This is a genomic window from Vibrio sp. Y176 (assembly GCF_033438945.1).
On sequence record NZ_JAWOQS010000002.1, the window covers coordinates 657196 to 678025 of the forward strand.

General features: G+C 45.2%; 16 protein-coding genes. 6 read left to right on the top strand and 10 right to left on the bottom strand.

What is annotated here, in order from left to right:
• The first annotated feature begins 16 nt into the window (after positions 1-16).
• The 4 genes from R7O13_RS07155 (at position 17) to R7O13_RS07170 (ending at position 5026) form a co-directional block, all read left to right on the top strand.
• Positions 17-907: a LysR family transcriptional regulator gene (locus tag R7O13_RS07155; RefSeq protein WP_318303395.1), complete on the top strand. Its 891-nt coding sequence runs from the start codon at positions 17-19 to the stop codon at positions 905-907.
• Between the two features lie 280 nt (positions 908-1187).
• Positions 1188-2453 carry a DUF1835 domain-containing protein gene (locus R7O13_RS07160; RefSeq protein WP_318303396.1) on the top strand — a complete coding sequence of 422 codons (1266 nt, stop codon included), beginning with the start codon at positions 1188-1190 and terminating at the stop codon, positions 2451-2453.
• Between the two features lie 389 nt (positions 2454-2842).
• Positions 2843-4147 (top strand): dicarboxylate/amino acid:cation symporter, encoded by a 1305-nt coding sequence (locus R7O13_RS07165; RefSeq protein ID WP_054576578.1) that lies wholly within the window; start codon positions 2843-2845, stop codon positions 4145-4147.
• 414 nt (positions 4148-4561) lie between these two features.
• Positions 4562-5026, top strand: coding sequence for a DUF6795 domain-containing protein (locus tag R7O13_RS07170; protein WP_242014585.1), 465 nt, complete (start codon positions 4562-4564; stop codon positions 5024-5026).
• A 313-nt stretch (positions 5027-5339) separates the two neighbouring features.
• On the opposite strand, the gene R7O13_RS07175 is transcribed toward R7O13_RS07170, so the two are convergent.
• From R7O13_RS07175 to R7O13_RS07195, 5 genes are all read right to left on the bottom strand, one after another.
• Positions 5340-5603, bottom strand: a complete 264-nt coding sequence (locus R7O13_RS07175) for a DUF6795 domain-containing protein (protein ID WP_082240197.1) — start codon at positions 5601-5603, stop codon at positions 5340-5342.
• A gap of 170 nt (positions 5604-5773) precedes the next feature.
• Positions 5774-6148 (bottom strand): YkvA family protein, encoded by a 375-nt coding sequence (locus R7O13_RS07180; RefSeq protein WP_318303399.1) that lies wholly within the window; start codon positions 6146-6148, stop codon positions 5774-5776.
• 229 nt (positions 6149-6377) lie between these two features.
• Positions 6378-7502, bottom strand: coding sequence for a M20 family metallopeptidase (locus tag R7O13_RS07185; RefSeq protein WP_318303401.1), 1125 nt, complete (start codon positions 7500-7502; stop codon positions 6378-6380).
• Positions 7503-7511: 9 nt separating this feature from the next.
• Entirely contained in the window at positions 7512-7979 is a 468-nt protein-coding gene (locus R7O13_RS07190; RefSeq protein WP_005374849.1) for a YjiG family protein, read from the bottom strand.
• The gene (locus R7O13_RS07195) at positions 7979-8716 is read right to left on the bottom strand and encodes a nucleoside recognition domain-containing protein (RefSeq protein ID WP_005374846.1); all 738 of its coding nucleotides are present in this window, start codon (positions 8714-8716) and stop codon (positions 7979-7981) included. Before R7O13_RS07195 ends, R7O13_RS07190 begins: the two co-directional genes overlap by 1 nt.
• 448 nt (positions 8717-9164) lie before the next feature.
• Here R7O13_RS07195 and R7O13_RS07200 point away from each other — a divergent pair, with 448 nt between their 5' ends.
• Entirely contained in the window at positions 9165-9452 is a 288-nt protein-coding gene (locus R7O13_RS07200; RefSeq protein ID WP_049872671.1) for a hypothetical protein, read from the top strand.
• Between the two features lie 96 nt (positions 9453-9548).
• A complete protein-coding gene (locus tag R7O13_RS07205) occupies positions 9549-10265 on the top strand; it encodes a DsbA family protein (protein WP_005384623.1) in 717 nt (238 codons plus the stop codon).
• A 69-nt stretch (positions 10266-10334) separates the two neighbouring features.
• Here R7O13_RS07205 and R7O13_RS07210 read toward each other — a convergent pair whose 3' ends face one another.
• The 5 genes from R7O13_RS07210 to R7O13_RS07230 all read right to left on the bottom strand — a co-directional run bounded on the left by R7O13_RS07210 (position 10335) and on the right by R7O13_RS07230 (position 20632).
• Positions 10335-12395 carry an alpha-amylase gene (locus R7O13_RS07210; RefSeq protein WP_318303403.1) on the bottom strand — a complete coding sequence of 687 codons (2061 nt, stop codon included), beginning with the start codon at positions 12393-12395 and terminating at the stop codon, positions 10335-10337.
• Positions 12396-12575: 180 nt separating this feature from the next.
• Positions 12576-13253: a monofunctional biosynthetic peptidoglycan transglycosylase gene (mtgA, locus tag R7O13_RS07215; protein WP_318303405.1), complete on the bottom strand. Its 678-nt coding sequence runs from the start codon at positions 13251-13253 to the stop codon at positions 12576-12578.
• A 151-nt stretch (positions 13254-13404) separates the two neighbouring features.
• Positions 13405-15597 carry a 1,4-alpha-glucan branching protein GlgB gene (glgB, locus tag R7O13_RS07220; protein WP_318303407.1) on the bottom strand — a complete coding sequence of 731 codons (2193 nt, stop codon included), beginning with the start codon at positions 15595-15597 and terminating at the stop codon, positions 13405-13407.
• A gap of 283 nt (positions 15598-15880) precedes the next feature.
• Positions 15881-18061 (bottom strand): 4-alpha-glucanotransferase, encoded by a 2181-nt coding sequence (gene malQ, locus R7O13_RS07225; protein ID WP_005374838.1) that lies wholly within the window; start codon positions 18059-18061, stop codon positions 15881-15883.
• Between the two features lie 117 nt (positions 18062-18178).
• Positions 18179-20632: a glycogen/starch/alpha-glucan phosphorylase gene (locus R7O13_RS07230; RefSeq protein ID WP_005374836.1), complete on the bottom strand. Its 2454-nt coding sequence runs from the start codon at positions 20630-20632 to the stop codon at positions 18179-18181.
• Positions 20633-20830 lie beyond the last annotated feature (198 nt).

Genomic DNA, 20830 nt, shown 5'->3' on the forward strand with positions numbered 1-20830 from the left:
TCTAAAAAATTGACTCATGAGACTAAAAACGACCTTAGAACAATGGCAAACGCTACAAGCGATTAATCAAGAAGGCAGCATTCAATCCGCAGCTTTACTGCTCAACAAGAGCCATACCACATTGAACTACTCGGTGAGGAAGTTAGAAGACCAACTTGGTATTCAACTTATCGAAGTACGAGGGCGCAAAGCGGGTTTGACAGAGCACGGCAAAACCATACTGCGTCGTGCACAATCCATGCTTGAACAAGCGCGGGAACTAGAAGTCATCAGCGAGCAGTTAAAAAGTGGGGTGGAATCTCAAATCACGGTCGCAATAGATCATCTTTGTGACCCTTGTTGGCTTTATGCACCACTCAGTCAATTTTTGGAGGACAACAACACGACCTCCGTTCAAGTGGTTGAAACGTCACTGAGCAAAACAACCGAAATGGTCGTAAATGAGCTCGCTGACATCGCAATCATCAACTTACCGATAACCAACTACCCTGCCGAAGCATTTGGCGTAACAACCATGCTGCCTGTAATCGCAGCACACCATCCACTCGCTAAAAAGCCGCATGTTTCCATCGACGATTTTGCAACCACCAGCCAAATTGTCATCCGTGACTTAGGTGATTCAGACAAAACGAAAAGAGATGTGGGTTGGTTACGCGCACGTCAGCGTATTACCGTCGATAACTTCGACCACGCTTTTCACGCCGTAGAGCAAGGCGCTGGATTTTGTCGGCTACCAGCGCACTTAGTCGCAACCCGCAAGAGCGATAAAATTAACGTATTGGAGATCGAACACTCCCATCAATATCAAGTTGCGCTGCACCTCACTTTGCCCAAAGGAGCCAAAAGTGGTCCTGCGACTCAAGCGCTTTATCGTACTTTACTCAAAAGTGTAGAAACTCGAGTCTAGCAACAGTGGTATTGAGTTGAATCGCTAGTGTTATCGGCTATTGATTCTCCCTAAATATAGAGAAACGGCCATTTTGTGACGCTACACTCTCACAAAAGGTTGCACGAAGGATAGCGACCACCTACTATCACTCTGCTCATGCCTAAAGCACCCAACACTCGCGGAAAGAACTCGGTTCACGGCAATATCCTCACCTGCTTGGTTTAGCAGGCACAATCTGTTTTTACCTTCTTTTTAGCTTCTATATAGGCGAGTGTGGAAGAAATAAGAAAGGTGAAATATGAACTCTACAAATAGCTTCTCGATCAATATCAATCAGCAAAAATCCATTGCTAAAAAAAGGCTCAAAGCTATCCGCCTATACGATGACGCCATGTTGGAGTTAGTTAAGCGATTTCACTCCAAACCAGAATCTTTGGCTCCCAATACAATTCAATTGGCTGACGTTCAACATGCACTCGCAAGAGAACTTGGCTTATCCAGTTGGAGTAAACTAAAAGCTCATGTCGAAGAGCTAGAAGCGCACAAACTAGCCATCAAACAACAAAAACCGCCCCTAGATGCGAAAGTAAAAACGCTACACGTTCGTTGCGGTCACGATATACAACAACAGCTTAAAACCAGTGGATTTGAAGGGACATTTTTAGCCCTGATCGATCCGCTTTGTATTGGCCCCATACCAGCAACACCGCAGAACTTCCTTGCCATTCGTGCCCAATATGTCGTAGAGACTCTGCTGCCTGTGATGAAGCGTGAAGACTCGGTTCAAGATATAGTCACATTGGAACAATCAAACCTCGATCTGTTGCAAAGTGATGTATTTGAACGAATCGTCTTTTGGGTCGAACATGACAGTTATGATCAATTGATGCTAATTCGTGCTCTAACACAGTTAGAGAATGTAGAGAATAAAGTGATAGAGATCATTGAGTTGAACCAGTTCCCGGGCACTGAACGATTCATCGGCTTTGGGCAGTTGCCTGAAGAAGCTATTCGTTCTTGTTGGCGATACCGTAAACCTGTGACAGCAAAATTATTCAGTCAGGCTAAACGGTGTTGGCACGCTATTACATCACCGACACCTATTTCCATAGTTAATTTGATTCAGCAGCATAACCTGGATTGCTTGCCCAATATATTCAACGTGCTTAAACGCCATTTGCAAGAGTTACCTAATTCACAAACTGGATTGAGCTTGACACAACACCTCGCACTAAAGGTCTTGAGCTCGCAAAATCGTTCAATTCCCATCAAAGATTGGTTTGAGCAATATCAACAACTAGAACCTCTTCCTTACCTAGGAGACGTGATGTTTTACGCGTTACTCCTCCCTCTAGCACAGTGTCAAACACGTTTGATCACGATTGAGTCACGTGAAAGGCACTGGTGGGAACAAAGCGTCCGTATCACTGAGGCTGGCAAGCAGTGTTTGGAAGGCTTAATACGAGCGAAACAATGCTATTGGGTTGGAGGGATTAAAAATACCAGTCAAAGTTATTGGAGCTGGGATCACCTCCAACTAACTACACTTGCCAACCATCATTGAGTTGACAAATATGAAAGCATAAAGGGTTCGTTGGCTCTGATGAACACTCAATACTAAATTATCCCTAAAGAAGCGACCGCTAGCCTGAATATAACTTAAATAGTTATGCAGAAATGCATCCACTCAAAGAGAGTATGCACTCTATCTCTTATTAAAATTTATTGTAAATCCTCTTTGTTATCGGTTGTATATTCGATAAAAGTGTTAAAATACAAACTTTTCATCCGGCCAATTCGTTAATATTTGGTTAAAATCCCATTTTTATTAGTGATAAAGTTCACATCTATTAACCATTTAGAGGATTATTCTTTCGTATTTTCTCACTCCGCTGCTAATCTGCTCGCCGCTTTGAAGTGAACTCAAGGTGCATAACTATAAGGAGTGTTCTCATGAATACCAAGAAACCGATGTCGCTTACCAGCCGCGTAATTTTAGGTATGGTTGCGGGTATCTTGACAGGATTTGCAATTCGCACACTTTTTGCCGACAACGGATTTGTCGACGCATACATTGTTAATGGATTATTCGAAGTTGGTGGACAGATCTTCGTTGCCAGCTTAAAAATGCTTGTTGTACCGCTAGTATTTGTTTCGTTAGTTTGTGGTACTAGCTCTCTCAAAGACCTCTCTACACTGGGTCGCATGGGCGGTAAAACCCTCGCTTTCTACGTTACGACAACGGCTATCGCGATTACGCTTGCTCTAACTATGGGTACTCTATTCCAGCCAGGGGCAGGGGCAGATCTAACGGCAGCAAGTTCATTCAAATCAGCCGAAGCGCCATCTTTAGGTCAGGTGATCATCGATATGTTCCCGACCAACCCAATCAGCGCAATGGCAGAAGGTAAAACTCTGCAAGTTATCGTGTTCGCCGTGCTATTCGGTATCGCGATCAGTGCAGCGGGTAAACCAGGCGAACGCATCGCAGCATTCTTCTCTGATCTGAATGAAGTGATCATGAAACTGGTCGCGATTTTGATGAACTTGGCGCCTTATGGGGTGTTCTTCTTAATGGCGAAGCTATTTACTGGTCTTGGTCTGGGCGCGATCGTCAATCTGGCAGAGTACTTCTTAGTACTGGCTGGTACGCTTGTCCTACACGGTCTAGTTACTTACAGCTTAATGTTAAAAGGTTTCACAGGTCTAAACCCAATTACGTTCCTACGTAAGATGGAAGACGCGATCATGTTTGCTTTTTCTACAGCATCATCGAACGCGACGATTCCAGTGACAATGGAAACAGCAAAGCACCGCATGGGTGTTGAGAACCGTGTATCATCGTTCACAGTACCACTTGGTGCAACCGTGAACATGGACGGTACGGCGATCATGCAGGGCGTAGCAACTGCGTTTATTGCTCAAGCTTTCAATATTGATTTAACTATGGGCGATTACCTAATGGTTATCATGACGGCAACTCTGGCGTCTATCGGTACCGCAGGTGTTCCTGGTGTGGGTCTTGTCATGCTTGCTATGGTATTGAACCAAGTTGGTCTGCCGCTTGAAGGTATCGCGCTCATCATGGGTGTTGACCGTCTTCTTGATATGATTCGTACCGCAGTAAATATCACTGGTGACAGTGCAGTAACCGTCATCGTTGCAAAATCAGAGGGTGCATTGGATGAAGCTCGCTTCAACGACCCAATGGCAGGCGTAGCCGAAGAAGAAGTGCACCTGAAACGCGCGGAAGCTTAAACCCTTCCAAGTTAAATTATCCTGTCTAAGCAAAAACCACCTTACTCTAAGGTGGTTTTTTATTTCCAATTAACCCGAAGTCAAAAAGGTTTAGATAAAATTCTCGTCCCCCGAGGTTGTTTCAATTACTAATCGGTAAGTAGTTAGAAAGTAGTTAGATTCTATATTAGCTCATCTAGAGCGTTAAGATAACTCGCCTATGTTTATCACTTTGAAAATGATATAAGGAACATTTTCATCATATAGAGATACAAATTCCATTATCAAATTAAAGTTCAAAACCAAATCGCGATAGATAGTAGTCTGATAATTAAGTTGGTACTAAGATACATACATCATAATTTTATGTTTAAAAATAGTCTTTTTTTATTCATTTTCTCATTTCCAATACTTGCATTAGGTTTCAACGAAAGTATGTTCGATTTTTTTAAGAAATTTAAATATACATTAAGCCCAGAGGTAAAAGGTACTTTAGTTCTTGATCAAAGACCTCTAGAAAATGTAACGGTTTACTTAGAAGCTAATTTTTTAAAAAATAATTACAAAAGGAGTTCAAGTACTAATGAGTTAGGTGAATTTCACTTTAAACCAGTCATACATTCTCAAAGGTTCAAAGAATCAGCTTTGAATCAAACATATTCATATATCGGAATATATACCTATATAAATGAAGAAAAGAAATATATTTGGGAGTCTCAGTTAAACTACGTTTCACCACCTATATTTATAGAGGACAACTTAAGTAATCTTTACTGTGAGCTTGAAGATACCGAGTTTCGATACTTTTTCAAGAATATCAATCTAGATAATGCTGGAGATCTAATGGTTATTAGCAACTGCAATTTAAATGGATTTTTATATAAAAGACACTTTTCATAGAGTTTATGATTGTGATGATTATTAAACTCAAAGTTCTTTAAAAGCAAAAGCTATACCTGCACGCCTCAATCAAGTTTAAACATATCAATCAAAGTGCTAATTCGCAGAATATTTCTCTAAAGTAATTCACTACTTAACTTTCGTATACTCCTGATTCTACATAACCAGTTAGTTTGCACTGACTGTACACATAAGTATCATCTTCACCATTTCCAAAATAAGAAAAAGCGAAGTAGTAAACTTCATTGGTTACTTCACAATTCAAATTTCCCATATTTTCTCTAGCAAACTCATAAGTCTCATAACCATCAATTCAAGACTCCCATATCGTCACCTCTTCTCCATTTGCTAGATGAGTCTTCAAGAAAACGAGCACGTATTTCTGATCTAAGTTCAATAAGTCTTGAGACTCATGCTCTTCCAATGCAGGGAAGGCAAACGATCCGTTAGCATCAGTAATAGTTTGAAACTCATGAATGGTTCCACGCACATCGACTCGGAGGACCACTAATTGAGATGACAACGGTTTTCCGTTCAAAGTTAGCATACCAATAATATCTGGCGTATACATGTACATGAAAGGTTTCTCTTAGATAAAAACTTGAATCTGAAAGTACCCTTTCAAATCGAGCAAATCTACTACGGAAAAACGTATTGTGACGAGCTCGTGTGCTTTGAGTAAATGTTAAAAATAACAATTTCTTGTTTGCGCTAAACCAAACATAGAACATGTTTGATGGGCCATACCTACTCCACCATCGAATTCAGTTTTTCTCTGGCTTGTGCTTCGTGTTCTTTAGTGATGGCATTACCGACTGAGTTAGCGGCTAAGGTAAGTGCTGCCATGTCATCGGTAAAACCGACGCCAGTTAGTACGTCTGGCACCATATCTGTTGGTAGGACGAAGTAAGCCAGCGCGCCACCTAGTATAGCCTTGTGGCGAACGGCGGTGTTGGAATCTGTCATCGCGAGCCATGATTTAATGCCCATTACGGCAATTTCTTCACCCGCTTTCTTAACCGACCCTTTCATTTTTCGCCAGAATGTTTTCTCATCTGGCGCTTGCATCGTTTGATCTTTGGCGTCTTTCGGCGCCGATTTTACAGACATTGTTGTGCTCATCGTTGCCTCCGAAATTTATGACTATGTCCAACATATTAATAAATCGAACCTGAACGCAAGATTAATAACAAGAAATGATAGTAAAGTGAAACACAGATAGAAAAATCCCCAAACCGAAGTCCGGGGATTATTGCCTTGGAAACAAAAAGTCTTGGAAAACAAAAAGTCTTGGAAAACAAAAGTTTTGAAACCAAAAGCTTTGGGAGCCAAGCTTTAGAAGCAGAATGCCTTATTGAACAATCGTCTCCAGTACACGTATCAACATTTTGATACGTGGTTCAATAGACTCAAGCAACAAGTACTCTTGATCGCTGTGGAAGCCCGCACCGATAGGTCCTAGACCATCCAAAGTTGGAACACCAAGAATAGCCGTGTTGTTTGCATCAGAGCCACCACCGACTTCTTTCCAATTGATGTCGATAGCCAGTTCACTTGCCGCTTCTTCAACTAGCATCATCAGGCTTTCTGTTTGTGGGCTTGGCACCATAGAAGGCTTATAAGCTTCACGAACCAACTCAATGCTCACGCCATCAACGAATGGTGTTTCCAGCATGCCATTTAGCTTGCTATCGACATCATCGTATTCTTCGTTGTTCCAGAAACGCACATCCACGATCGCTTCAGCGTGATCAGGGACGATGTTCGCACCGTTGCCGCCAGAAACAATGCCGACGTTCAGCGTAGTACCAGATTCAAAGTTGGTCATTGCATTGACAGCCAGAATCCAATTCGCCATCTCAGTGATTGCGCTGTGGCCATTCTCTGGCTCGTTACCTGCGTGAGCAGCAACGCCATTAAAGGTCATTTTGTAGCGAGCCATGCCTTTACGCGCTTTCACTAAACCACCGTCTACACGTGCGGCTTCTGCAACCAGTACATTCTTAGCGTTTTTCGCAACTGATTGAATCCAATCCACAGAGTCCAGAGAGCCAGTCTCTTCATCTGGGTTCATGCAGATAGCCATAGACAACTTATCCAACACCGCTTGGTCTAGATTGCGCATCGCGTATACGATGTTCAGCAAGCCAGATTTCATGTCCGAGACGCCCGGACCGTAGGCTTTTTCTGCATCTTGAGACATTGGTCGAAGCTCAGCGGTACCCACAGGGAACACAGTATCCATGTGACCAATCAGCATCACATCGATTTGCTCAGCTTCCGGCTTGTTTCGAACTTCAAGACCGATGCCCGCTTTGCCACAGTCGATGCGTTTTACGCTCCAACCTGACATCGCTTGGTACTTCTCTTCAAATTGAGAAGCGATAAACTCGATACCATCAGTCGTGTAAGTGCCACAATCCACATTAATCAGCGGACGTAGCTCTTCTAGATATTCATTTAGAGAGAATTGCATGACTCACTCCTAGACAAACAGATTCATCACCAGCATTGCGCCAAATGCGTTCAATACTGAGATTGCAATCATAACTGGGATGTAACGACCTTCAGTACCGATTGGCCCCATGATACGACCCATGTACTGAACTTGAGAGCCCATTAGGTAGATAGCAGGTGCAAGAATCGCAATGTGCGTGCCGTTAAGGATACCTTGGTCAAACAGCGTGATAACCACACCCACTGCGCCACCCATCGACATCCAAGCACCGATCAATACCGCTGCAGCTTCACCCGGAAGACCAAACACCGCCATGATTGGAGAGAACACCGTGCCCATCAGATCCAGCGCGCCAGTGATTTGTAGCGCCTTGATGATAACAAATGCCATCAATACGTTAGGCACCGTAGAGGTAGTCGCAATCACCCAACCTTTCTTAGCACCTTCGACGAAGATATCCGTCACCATTGGTTTTTTCGCTTTAACGTCACCCATTATGCCGTCTCCTCTTTTAAGTTCTCTGATTTGTTTTGGTCTTGCTTGTCTTCTTTACCTTCCGTCATGTTCAGGTAGATACGGAACAGGTTCGCGCCGATGATCTTAAATGCGAACATCACCACAACTGCTAAACCAATAGAAGACGTTACTGCTAGAGAGCCGTCAGCCATCGTCAGTGTGAACAGCACAGCACCCGATGAGAAGAAGTTCACGATGGTTGCACCTGCAGTGAACTGGAACATGGTAAATACGTCCGTTTCACGCTTAGTTAGGTGACCTTCATCTTTTAGCTGACGCGTCATTGCCGCACCTGCATCGGTACTTTGTAGAGAAGCAATTAAAGCCAGACCAGAGTTACCAGGGATGCCCATTAGAGGACGTAGAAGAGGAGTAAGAAGCTTACGAGCTGCTTCAAGTGCACCGTAGTGCTCAAGTACGTTGATCATACCTAAGGCGAACATAACAGTTGGAATCAAAGTAAGTGCGAAAATGAAACCGTCGCGAGCACCGCTACCACCAGTACCGCGAAGCGACGTTGTTGCAACTTGCACACCGTCAGCCGTTTCGGTGACACCATACGCCACCTTGCCGAAAGAGCCATTGAGCGTTGTAAAATCGAATACACCGTACCATTCGCTAGATTGCATCAGGCCAGAAAAGAACACAACCGCAAACGCCAGAGCAACGTAGCACCCCAGTGTAACTTTACGCTCAGTTTGAACAGGAATTTTCATAACATTACCTACACATGTGGAACTTAACACATATGTTCACCTGAATAATGTGCTAGAGAGATGATCAAAATCAATCCGCCTGCCGAACATTATCGCGACTCAGTTATGAAGTTTTGTTTTATGATTCCAATCACAATTGAAAGATAATAAAAATTTGTGCCAACAATTAGGTATTTTAATCTATATCGATAGCTCACGACTTCTTCATCAACTCAACAAATGATTCTGACGAATATTGCTTTCTACAACATTCATGACGTACTTCATACTTTGGCATTGAGGCAATATCGATTAACTCGAAAGTAACATTCAGCCACGAAATTTAGGTTAGGATGGCCCGGTCATATGTAAACGGCATAAACCAGAATTAACAGGACTATACGACCCATTGTTACGCTCACAATATAAAATAGCCAAATGGACACTCGCCCTCGTGCTTTGGGTGGTGATGATATGCTTAAGCCAAAATTCTGGTTTCTCGAAAAGCTGCCCGAAGGCTCACCAAATACAGAGTCAGCAAGATGAGAGTGTGAATTTATCACCATCTTGCGACCTTTCAGAAAAGCTGGTTCAAGCGTACCAACATCAGTTTGATCATATTCTTATTCCATTTTTTCTGTTTGCTTTGATTGTGGCGCTGCCGATGACAACCACAGCAATTCGTTATCTGGAATACACAGAACCGATACCGGAAAAGTATCGGGTTCACCTAAAACTTTGCGTGTTTAGAGAATAAAGCCAGCAAGGCGAGAGACCTTTCTGCCTGACTTTTGTACATATTTTATTCACTTCACATAACAAACAACGAAATTTAAAAGTTTTAGGAAATATTATGACATTCACTCGTACACTTTTGGCGTTAACGATGGCTATCGTATCTGCCGTATCTTTCGCATCAGAAAAGACCGCAGAACAAAAGCTAGAGGAAGTTAATCAGATACTAAAAGATAACCCTCAAATTCTTGATTCATTGCACCAAAACCTTCAAGAGTACATTGCGTATCAACAGTCATTTGGCGACACCTTGAAGGAGGTTCGTCAATATCTAAGTGATGGCAAACATTCCTCTTTTGGTGCTGAAAACCCTGAGTTAACCATTATTAACGTAACAGACTACAGCTGCCCTTTTTGTAAACGTTTAGAAGGAGAGCTGGTCAAAGTTGGTAAGGAATATCCGCAGGTAAAAGTGCTTAACCTCAATGTCTCTTTTAAAGAACAATACGAGAAGAACGGTTACAACTCGGCAAGTTACGCATTAAATGTTTGGCAAAACCAGCGAGATAAATACGAACAAGTGCATGAGTTATTGGTGAAAAAACCGGGCGCACATGACGCACGTTCCTTAAATCAAATCGCAAAAAAAACGGGGACAGAAGCACAGCTTGTCGACGACAAAGAGACCAAGGCGTTGCTTGATAAAAACTATCAGTATTTCACGCAACTTGGTTTACGCGGCACGCCTGCGTTGATCATTAATGATCAAGTCATTCCTGGCTATGTGCCGTTTGACGAGCTAGAAAAAGTCATCGACCAAGAACTGGCGAACTAATACAACAAAGCCCTTCCCTGATAACTCAAGGAAGGGCTTTTTCTATCTAGGCTTAAAACGAAGTTCTAACTACTTGTCGCGACCCACAAACGCCACAACGACTTTGTCATTGCCAAGCGAGCGAGAGAACACGTACGCGCCTTCTTGTTCAATTACTTGATGCTGACCCGCACCAATCGCTGGGTGCGCTTTACGGAACTGACCAAGAGTTTGCCAGTGTTTGAGCAGCGCTTGCTTCTCATCAGATAGCTTCCATACCATGTCAGAACGAGTGCCTTGGTGGAAATCGTCCGCGTAAGGACCAATGTTACGACCAACTTCATCACCATAATAAACCTGAACAGCACCAGGACTCAGAAGCAGTGCATTCGCGGCGTTACGCTGCATACCGTAATCTTTGAAGCGAGAGAAGAACAGCTCGGTATCGTGAGAAGACATGTAGCTCACAGGGTTAAAGTCTTTCTCATTGGCGATAGTGTCCGCATAGCTTTGGTAAGTGTCTGCCATTTGGCTGAAACACGCCGCGCCTTTATCTAATTTCTTCTGCATGTCGAAGTTAATCAACGCATCAAAGCCATCGTCAAAGTAAGGGCTGCGATAAGCGGTATGTCCCCATACTTCACCCATCATCCAGAATGGCTGACCTGACTTACCGTTCTCTTTACGCCACTGCTCAAGGCTGCTTGAAGCCTCTTCTTTCAAGCGTTTCCACACATCGCCTTCAACGTGCTTCACCGTATCGACACGGTAACCATCAATGCCAAAGCGTTTCACCCAATCAGTTTGCCACTCAATTAGGTAGTCCGAGACGGTGTAATTGTCGCGCGCCTCTACGCGAGTACCAGGGTTATCCAATAGCCACTGCGCGGGCTTCACGGCTTTGTCTGATTCGGTGATAAAGTCAGGTAAACCCGCCAATGACATAGTGATATCACTGCTGCCCGGAGCTGGGTATCCCGGTAGACCTGTTCTTACCCAGTCACCGCCCCACCATTTCGACCAGTTTGGACTCTGGTAATCAATATTCTGGTGATAGCTATGCCAATTTTCACCCGCTTTTGGTTGCCAGTCACCCCACTTATTCGGTAAATCAGCGTTTGGTTTTAACACCTCAATACCGTCAAATTGCAAATCGGCTAACGTTGAGTAACCGGTGTGGTTGATTACTGCGTCCATCAAGACTTTAAGGCCACGTTTGTGTGCCTCTTCCACCAGCTTTTTCAGATCAGCTTCGTTACCGAAGTTCTCATCAATCTTGGTAAAGTCACGCGTCCAGTAACCGTGGTAAGCGTAGAATGGGAATGAGCCGCTATCGCCGCCGCCAACAAAGCCGTGCACTTGTTCAACGATTGGCGACAACCAAATCGCATCTGTACCTAGGCTCTTGATGTAATCTAGCTTTTCGATCACGCCTTTTAGATCACCGCCGTGGAAGGTGCCGATCTCTTCTTTGCCGTCTTTCTTGCGTCCATAGCTGTTGTCATTGCTCGTATCAGCATTCTTGAAACGGTCGACCATCACGAAGTAAATGTTGGCATTGCGATAATCAAACGATACTGCTTCTTTGGTTTTCTTCACTGGCTCTAGTAGCACCAACCCGCCTGAATCTTTGCTTGGCGTCAGCGATACTTGCTGATCTTTTACTTCGACCATTTGCCCAGAGTAAGCATCACGCAACTTGGTGCCATCGGGGAAACTGTCACCCAGCGCAATGGTGACTTCGCCGCCTTGATAAACCTCACATTGCACTTGTGGGATTGGGCGTTTGAATTCTGTCTTCGCGGCTTTCTTAGGTTCACGCTTGAAGCGCAGTGTTTTCGCTTCCGCATCAAAAGCAAAAGAGTAATCGCCAGTAAAGCGGATTTTTAACGGCAGTTCCGTTGGCTTTCCGCAGTTCAGCGCGATAGGTTTATTGAATTTGACCTTCTGGCCATCAGGCGCGACACAGTCGCCTTCAACACCCGTAATTTTGAGCGTGTATCCATCTTTGGTTAAGGGCACAACCAAAGGCTGCTCTGCATTTAAAGGAAAGTCACGGCTGTTGGTCGTGGTCGAAATGGTGATGTTTGGCTCGGCGATGGCACTTGCCGATGCAAGCAATAAGGTAGTCGTAATCAGATTCAGTTTCATCGTTCAGTCCATTGGTTGCGCATAGGCGCAGTATTCGTGTTGTATTTTTATTCACACTAATAGTAAATGGATGAAAAACTGAGCACATCATTCTGAAAGGCTACGCCCTAAAGCTTGTGACGCTTCACATTTTATTGATATAGGGGCGTAGTTCTATTTAAGTGCAATAGATTGAGGGAGTTAAAGTTGCACGCTGCCAAGATTGCTCATTTGATTCATCGCCCATCTTGTGCGGCGAGCAGTGTACTCACTTTGTGGGTAGACTTTGATTCGATATGGGTTTGGCAACACAACGGCTAAACGCGCTGCTTGCCACTTCGAGAGTTGCTTTGCACTGACACCAAAGTAATTCTGCGCCGCTGCTTCGGCTCCGTAAATACCGGGACCAAATTCAACCACATTTAGATACACTTCTAGAATACGCTCTTTACTCCACATCAGCTCCATCAGTAAGGCAAAGTAAAGCTCGTAAGCCTTGCGAACGTAGGAGTGAGAAGGAAACAAAAACACATTTTTCGCAGCCTGTTGGGTAATAGTGCTCGCGCCTCTCGACGGACCATTATTACCAGCCTCGGAAATCACGTCGAATAGCGATTCGAAATCGACACCATAATGATGAGGGAATTTTTGATCTTCGGTCGCAATCACCGCTAACTGCATATTTTTTGAAATACGCGACAAGGATACCCATTCGTGTTGGCTGCTGTCTGGATAGTTCTTTGGTGGGGCAACAATACGGCTTAACTTCCACCCCCATATTGGTGGATCGACATATTTCACCAAACCAACCAAAACGACTGGGGCGATCAGCAATATCAACACCATTTTAAATAGAAATGACTTAAGCCTTTTCAACATGTGTAGTTCCCCAATGCATTAGCGATTGATGATAAACAAACCCGTGAGCTTGCCTGATTCAATCAAGAACAACAAGTTTTAGAGGTAAAAAGTAGGTCAAAAAAAGCCCGATTTACAATGTAAAACGGGCTTAGAATTTGATTAGACTAAATTATTTGTGCAGCTTGTAGAACACGGTTGAAAGTGGAGGCAAACGAAGCTCAAGTGATTGAGGCAGTGATTCACTTTCAACTTTTTCCGTTTTCACAATGGTCAGCACTTTAAAATCGCTGCCGCCGTATTTGCTGTCGTCCGTGTTCAGCAGCAGTTCGTATTGACCTGCATTTGGAACACCTAAACGGAAACGCTCGTGTGGTACGGGCGTAAAGTTGGTGATGATGAGAATACGCTCACCCTCTTTACTGATACGCTCGTGCGCTAGGATACTCGCATCCGCTTCGTCTTGTAGACGCCACTCAAAACCAGCAGGAACACAATCTTGATCGTGCATCGCCGCTTCATTTCGGTACAAGTGGTTCAAATCTCGCATCAGCTTTTGGACACCTTGATGACGCTCATATTCCAGCAAGAACCATTGCAACTGATCATCGTGGTTCCACTCCGCCGTTTGGCCGATTTCCGCGCCCATGAAGTTCAGCTTTTTGCCCGGTTGACCATACATGTAACCGTAGTATGCACGTAGGTTTGCAGTTTGCTGCCATTCATCACCCGGCATCTTGTTATGGATAGAGCCTTTGCCGTACACCACCTCATCGTGAGAGAGAGACAAGACGTAGTTCTCGCTGTGCGCATAAACCAGCGGGAATGTGATGGTATTGTGGTGGTATTTGCGGTGAACAGGATCTTCTTTGATGTATGAAAGACTGTCGTGCATCCACCCCATATTCCACTTGAAGCCAAAACCTAAACCACCCATAAAGGTTGGCGCAGACACGCCCGGAAACGCCGTTGACTCTTCCGCAATCGTCATCGCATTCGGGAAGTGCTTGTACACTTCTTCGTTCATCCATTTTAAGGTTGCGATTGCGTCGTAGTTTTCGTTGCCACCGTCGACGTTTGGTACCCACTGATCGTGACTACGTGAATAATCGAGATAGAGCATCGACGCGACAGCGTCCACGCGAATGCCATCGATATGGAATTGTTCAAACCAGTACAGCGCATTCGATACAAGGAAGCGACGCACATGTTCACGGCCTAAATCATAGATGTATGAGTTCCAGTCTTGGTGCCAACCGCGACGCGGATCTGGATCATGGAACAGAGGCGTACCATCAAAGTTCGCTAAACCATGATCATCCGATGGGAAGTGCGCCGGTACCCAATCCAGCACAACACCGATACCTGCTTGGTGACACGCATCCACGAAGAATTTGAAATCATCAGGGGAGCCAAAGCGGCTAGTTGGTGCAAACAAGCCAACAGGTTGATAGCCCCATGAGCCATAGAATGGATGCTCAGACACAGGCATCAGTTCAACGTGGGTGTAGCCCATATCCACAAGGTATGGCACCAACTGCTCCACGAGTTCGCGGTAGTTCAGGAAATCACCTTTCTCGTCGCGCTTCCATGATCCAGCATGTAGCTCGTAAAACGATAACGCTTCATCACGCTTTTGCGTCACTGCACGGTTTTGCCATTTCGCATCTTGCCATTGGTAACGCTTGTGATCGTAAGTAATGGACGCGAACGATGGGTATTGCTCAGAGTAGAAACCCCAAGGGTCTTGTTTATGAGGAAGCCCTTCCCCATTTGGCCCTTTGAGCTCAAATTTGTATTGTACCCCCTCTTCCAGACCAGGAATGAATAGGCCCCAGATACCGTAGTCTAGGCGTTGCATTGGATGACGACGGCCATCCCATTGGTTGAAGCAACCCACAAGGCTAACAGCAGATGCATGTGGTGCATAAACAAGGAAACGCACACCAGAGATGTTTTCACCGCCACGTTCTAGCGTGACAAAGTGTGCGCCCATGTAGTGATACATGTCTTTTGGCGTATGCAGATGCTCGTACTCTTGGTAGATATTGTGGTACTGGTACGGGTCATCAATAATTTGTTCAACACCATTCCAATCGACCGCTAAACGGTAGTGGGTCAGGTGTAAATCGCGTTGCTCTTTTAAGATGAAACCGCTGTCGCCATCACGCTCAAGCGCCACGCGAGGTTCACCATTAACAAGCAGTTCAACCTTGTTTGCGCCCGGCATCCAAACTCTCAGCGAAGCTTCGTCGTCAATGAAAGGACCCAGCGCCGCAAATGGATCTGAGTAAGCCGCCTCAGCAAGCAGTTCGTATGCGCGTTCGTGTTGTTTCTTTATTTTCTTGGTTTTGGTGGTTTTCAAATCTTTCTCCCTAGAGCCAACATCCTTTTCAAGACCAGAGATCTGAATCAAACATCGGTTTCTCCACAGCCAACGTTGTGAACTCACAAAAAGACTCCGCTTCTCACATTCGTTGCGTAAACGGCGTCAAAATACAAAAATGCCCGCTATTGTCGCGGGCATAATAACGGTACTTCATCCTAACGGATTGTGTTTTAGGAATGAGTGACCTAGACGGAACTTTCGTACCTCTGAGCTAACAAAATTGGTAATCAGCTCGTCCATCTACGCCACTCTAGGCATCTTACTTACTCGCCTGTGCACGAACTTCAGTAAGGCGTTTAGAAATACGATTCACATCTTCACGGCTGAAGATTTCATCTAGGTTCATCGACAATTTACGACGCCAGTTTGGATACTCATCCACCGTACCAGGAATATTGACCGGTTGATCCATTTCTAGCCAGTCTTCAAGCTGAACACTAAGCAGTGCAGAGTCACCCGCGGCTACGTGCAGTTGCAGCGCTTCGCTTAGGTATGAATCCATTGGCACGTACTGAGCATCATGACCAATGCCTTCTGGCAAATAGCCATGCCAGCGAACACTGTCTAGAATGCCTTGTTTGCACTTCAAGCGATCAGCGAATAGGCCTTCCAACTGCTGCTCATCAGGGTACAGACCAATCTCACGCCCCATCTTCAAGTCATCACAGTGCCAGAAACCGCGTAGTGTTGGCATATCGTGCGTACACAGCGCAGCCATAGACTGCTCAGCGTAGTGCTTCGGAGAAATAAAGCCACCGTCGTCTTTTGATGTTTCGAAGAAGAAGACTTTGTACGAATGCACACCCGCATCACGAAGGATATCAACGATTTCATCAGGTACAGTACCCAAGTCTTCACCGATTACAGAACACTGATGACGGTGAGATTCCAACGCTAGGATTGCTAGCATGTCTTCCACTGGGTAGTACAAGTATGCGCCTTCTGTCGCTTTCTCGCCTTTTGGAATCCACCAAAGGCGAAGCAGGCCAAGTACGTGGTCGATACGCAATGCACCACAATGCTTCATGTTAGCACGTAGCAATTTGATGTAAGCGTCGTAGCCAGTCGCTTCTAAAACCTGAGGGTTAAGCGGAGGCAGACCCCAGTTTTGGCCTAGTGGACCAAGTACATCTGGTGGTGCACCGATGCTTGCATCCAATACTAGCGCGCCTTCATCAGCCCATGTTTCACTACCAGAATCAGCAACACCAACCGCAAGGTCACGGTACAAACCCACAGCCATGCCTTTTTCTTCGGCTAGCGCTTGCGCTTCTTTGATTTGATCGTCTGCGATCCATTGCAGGTACATGTACAAGTGAACACGATCTTGGTTATCCTTGATGTACTTCTGAGTACCAGCTGCGTCGAATGTGCGGTATTTCTCAGGGAATACAGGCCAACCCCACATGTTTGCATCTTCTGCATGTAAATCAGCATGAAGTGCATCGAATGCAGCTTGATGTAGCAAGCTGTCGCCGCCTTTTTCAACAAAGTCCAAGAAGGCACGAGCGCGATCGGTGTTTTTGTCTAAATGGCGAGCTTTAAACTCACTGAATAGTAGCGGAAGAACGCTCATTTTTAGTTGCGAAACTTCGGTGTAATTCACCCAATGAGAGTCTCGCGCTTTTTGTAAACGTTGTTGGAACTCTGCGCTACCAACACGCTGTTGTGCTTCTGCACTTAGCGCGAATTCAGGTACAGAGCTTACGTCGATGTACATGATGTTCAACCAACGACGAGAAGACGGGCTGTATGGGCTTGCCCCTTCTGGATTCGCAGGGAACAGCGAGTGAATAGGGTTCAAGCCAATGAAGTCACCGCCACGAGAGGCAATATCACTCACCAGTTGTTTTAGGTCGCCAAAATCACCGATGCCCCAGTTATGCTGAGTACGCAGTGTGTAAAGCTGGATACTAGGACCCCATAGCTTTTTGTGTTGGTTTAGATCGTCTTGTTTGAAACACGCTTTCGGCGTAATGATCAATGACATCTCGTAAGGTGTTTTACGACGCTTACGACTGATGATCAGTTTGTGATAACCCCAAGCCAAGTTCTTTGGCAATGCAAACACTAGAGGGCCACCCTCAGCACGCTCATCACGAACAATTTGGGACTGAAGATAGCCTTCAAGTACCTCTCCTTGTTCTGTTTCTAAACGCCAGCTGAATTCACTCTCACGAGCACTCGTACCTAGGTTTAGTTCCACTTCGACTGGTTCGCCGTCGCGTAAAACAAGAACAGGGGCTAGTACGTCTTTTTTATGTTTCTTTTCAGCAGAAGCCAGTAGTTTTTCATCACTGCTAGTATCGTAGCCAAGCGAAGCGAGCAAGCGGCGTAGCGTCTCCTCAGACACTTTAGCCTCATCTCCCCAAGCACTGACATAGCTATCAGCCAATCTCGCCATTTCCGCGACTTTCTTTAATGCTGTTTGTTCTTTCATCGCTTTCTCCGAAGGTAATACCAACACCTTCCATGTAGGGTTTTATTGTTATCAATAACTTCTTTTGGAAAATGACCAAAGGTAGCGCTTGGCTACCTTGGTCTTAACTAGGTTCTATTAGCGTTTCACCGCTTCAAGTTTCCAGATATTGTTCACGTAGTCTCGGATTGAGCGGTCTGACGTGAACTTGCCAACAAGGGCGGTATTAAGAATGGCCTTCTTCGCCCAGCCAGCTTGATCTTTATATTGTTCGCTCATGTCTTCGTGCGCTTTCACATACGATGCGAAGTCCGCAAGACATAGGTATGGGTCACCGCCATCCAGCAGGCTATCGTACGTTGCACGTAGTAGGCCCGGTTGACCTGGAGTGAATTCTTCACCCAGTAGTAGGTCCATGGACGCTTTGAGTAGGTGATCCGCGTTGTAGTAGTCAAATGGGTTATAACCTTGAGCTTTTAGCGCTTTCACACCTTCAACGTCTAGACCGAAGATGTAGATGTTCTCATCGCCCACTTCTTCACGAATTTCAACGTTCGCACCATCCATCGTACCGATAGTTAGGGCACCGTTTAGCGCCATCTTCATGTTACCTGTACCTGATGCTTCTTTACCCGCTAGCGAGATTTGTTGAGAAACGTCAGCCGCAGGGATAATGATTTCAGCCATGCTCACGCGGTAGTCAGGGATGAATACCACTTTCAGCTTGTTACCGATGCGAGGATCGTTGTTCACCTTGTCTGCAATCTTGTTGATTGCGAAGATGATTTCTTTCGCTAGGTGGTAACCCGGTGCTGCTTTTGCTGCGAAGAACACAACGCGTGGCGTACACTCAAAACCTGGTTCATTAAGAATACGGTGGTACAGAGACAGTACGTGTAGCAAGTCTAGATGCTGACGTTTGTACTCGTGCAGACGCTTGATTTGAACATCGAAGATTGCATTAGTATCGAGCTCGATACCCATGTTCTCTTTCACCCAAGTTGCTAGGCGTTCTTTGTTCTCTTTCTTCACTGCCATGAATTCTTTTTGGAATGTCGCGTCAGTAGCGTACTTCGCAATACCTTCAAGTTGCTCTAGTTTCGCTGGCCATTCTGGGCCGACTTTCTCAGTGATAAGCTGAGACAGACCTGGGTTACAGAACTTCAACCAGCGACGTGGCGTAATACCGTTCGTTACGTTGTGTAGACGTGTCGGGTACATTTCGTGGAACTCTGGGAATAGGTCTTTCTTAACCAATTCAGAGTGAAGTGCTGCTACACCGTTTACTGCGTAAGAGCCGATTACACATAGGTTTGCCATACGAACCATGCGGTGGAAACCTTCTTCGATGATAGAAAGCTTCTGTTGCTTCGCGACATCACCCGGCCACATTGCACGTACGTCTTGTAGGAAGCGGTGGTTAATCTCGTAAATGATCTCCATGTGACGTGGTAGCAGGTGCTGGATTAGCGACTCTGGCCATGTCTCTAGTGCTTCTGGAAGTAGCGTGTGGTTGGTGTACGCAAATGTCTTAGAGCTGATTTCCCAAGCCGCTTCCCAAGCTAAACCTTTTTCATCCATCAGGATGCGCATTAGTTCAGGAATCGCAATCGTTGGGTGTGTATCGTTAAGCTGGATAGTCTCTTGCTTAGGTAGATCCGCTAGCGAGTAGCCCGCAGCTTCGTGGCGACGTAGGATGTCACGTACAGACGCTGCTGAGTGGAAGTACTGCTGCATTAGACGCAGTGTTTTACCTTTCTCGTGGTTGTCGTTCGGGTAAAGCACTTTAGTGATGTTACCTGCGTCGATCAGTGCGTGCTGAGCTTCGAAGTAATCACCATTGTTAAAGCTTGCTAGTGAGAATGGTGCAATCGCCTGACATTCCCAAAGACGTAGCGGGTAAACCGTGTCTGATTCGTAACCCACAATTGGAAGATCCCAAGGCATTGCTCTTACTGTCATGCCTGGTACCCATTTGCGAACTTCTTTACCGTTCTCGTTAATCACTTCAACGTGACCGTAAAAACCGATCTCTTGCGCAAGTTCTGGACGCGCAATTTCCCAAGGGTAGCCTTCTACACCGCGCCATGCGTCAGGTGCTTCTTGCTGGCGACCATCTTTGAATGACTGTTTAAATAGACCGTATTCGTAATGTAAACCATAGCCGACAGTTGGGAATTCTTGTGCCGCACATGAATCCATGAAACACGCAGCCAGACGACCAAGGCCACCGTTACCCAATGATGGGTCGCGCTCTTCTTCTAGCAGATCAGTTAGGTTGTAACCCAGTTCAGCCATTGCTTCTGTTACTTGTTCATACAGACCCATGCTGATTAGGTTGTTACCCGTCAAACGACCGATAAGGAATTCTAGCGAAAGGTAGTTAACGCTCTTCGCACTTTTAATGCGTGGATCTTCTTCTGTCGCAAGCAAATCTAGAGTAGTAAATTCAGCCAGAGCATGCCCCATTGCTAGGTACCATGCGCGGCTGTCTGCGTTTTCAATCGTATGAGCGTAAGTTACAGATAGGTGTTTCTTTACGCTTTCTTGGAACGACTTCTTGTCAAATTGTTTTTGTTGAGTAGGTTTCATTACGAAATTCTCACGTCTTTTGGTAATTCATCTGCCATACATCGTGCATTTACCTCTGTGAATAAACATCCTCCTAATTCTCATCCTTTGAAGGAGGAGGGCTGAGGGCGTAGAGGGGGTACCATTGCTAGGTTAGTGATCCAAATCTCAACAAAGTGAACTTTGCACCAGTTCTTAGTGATTTTGATCACAATGGAA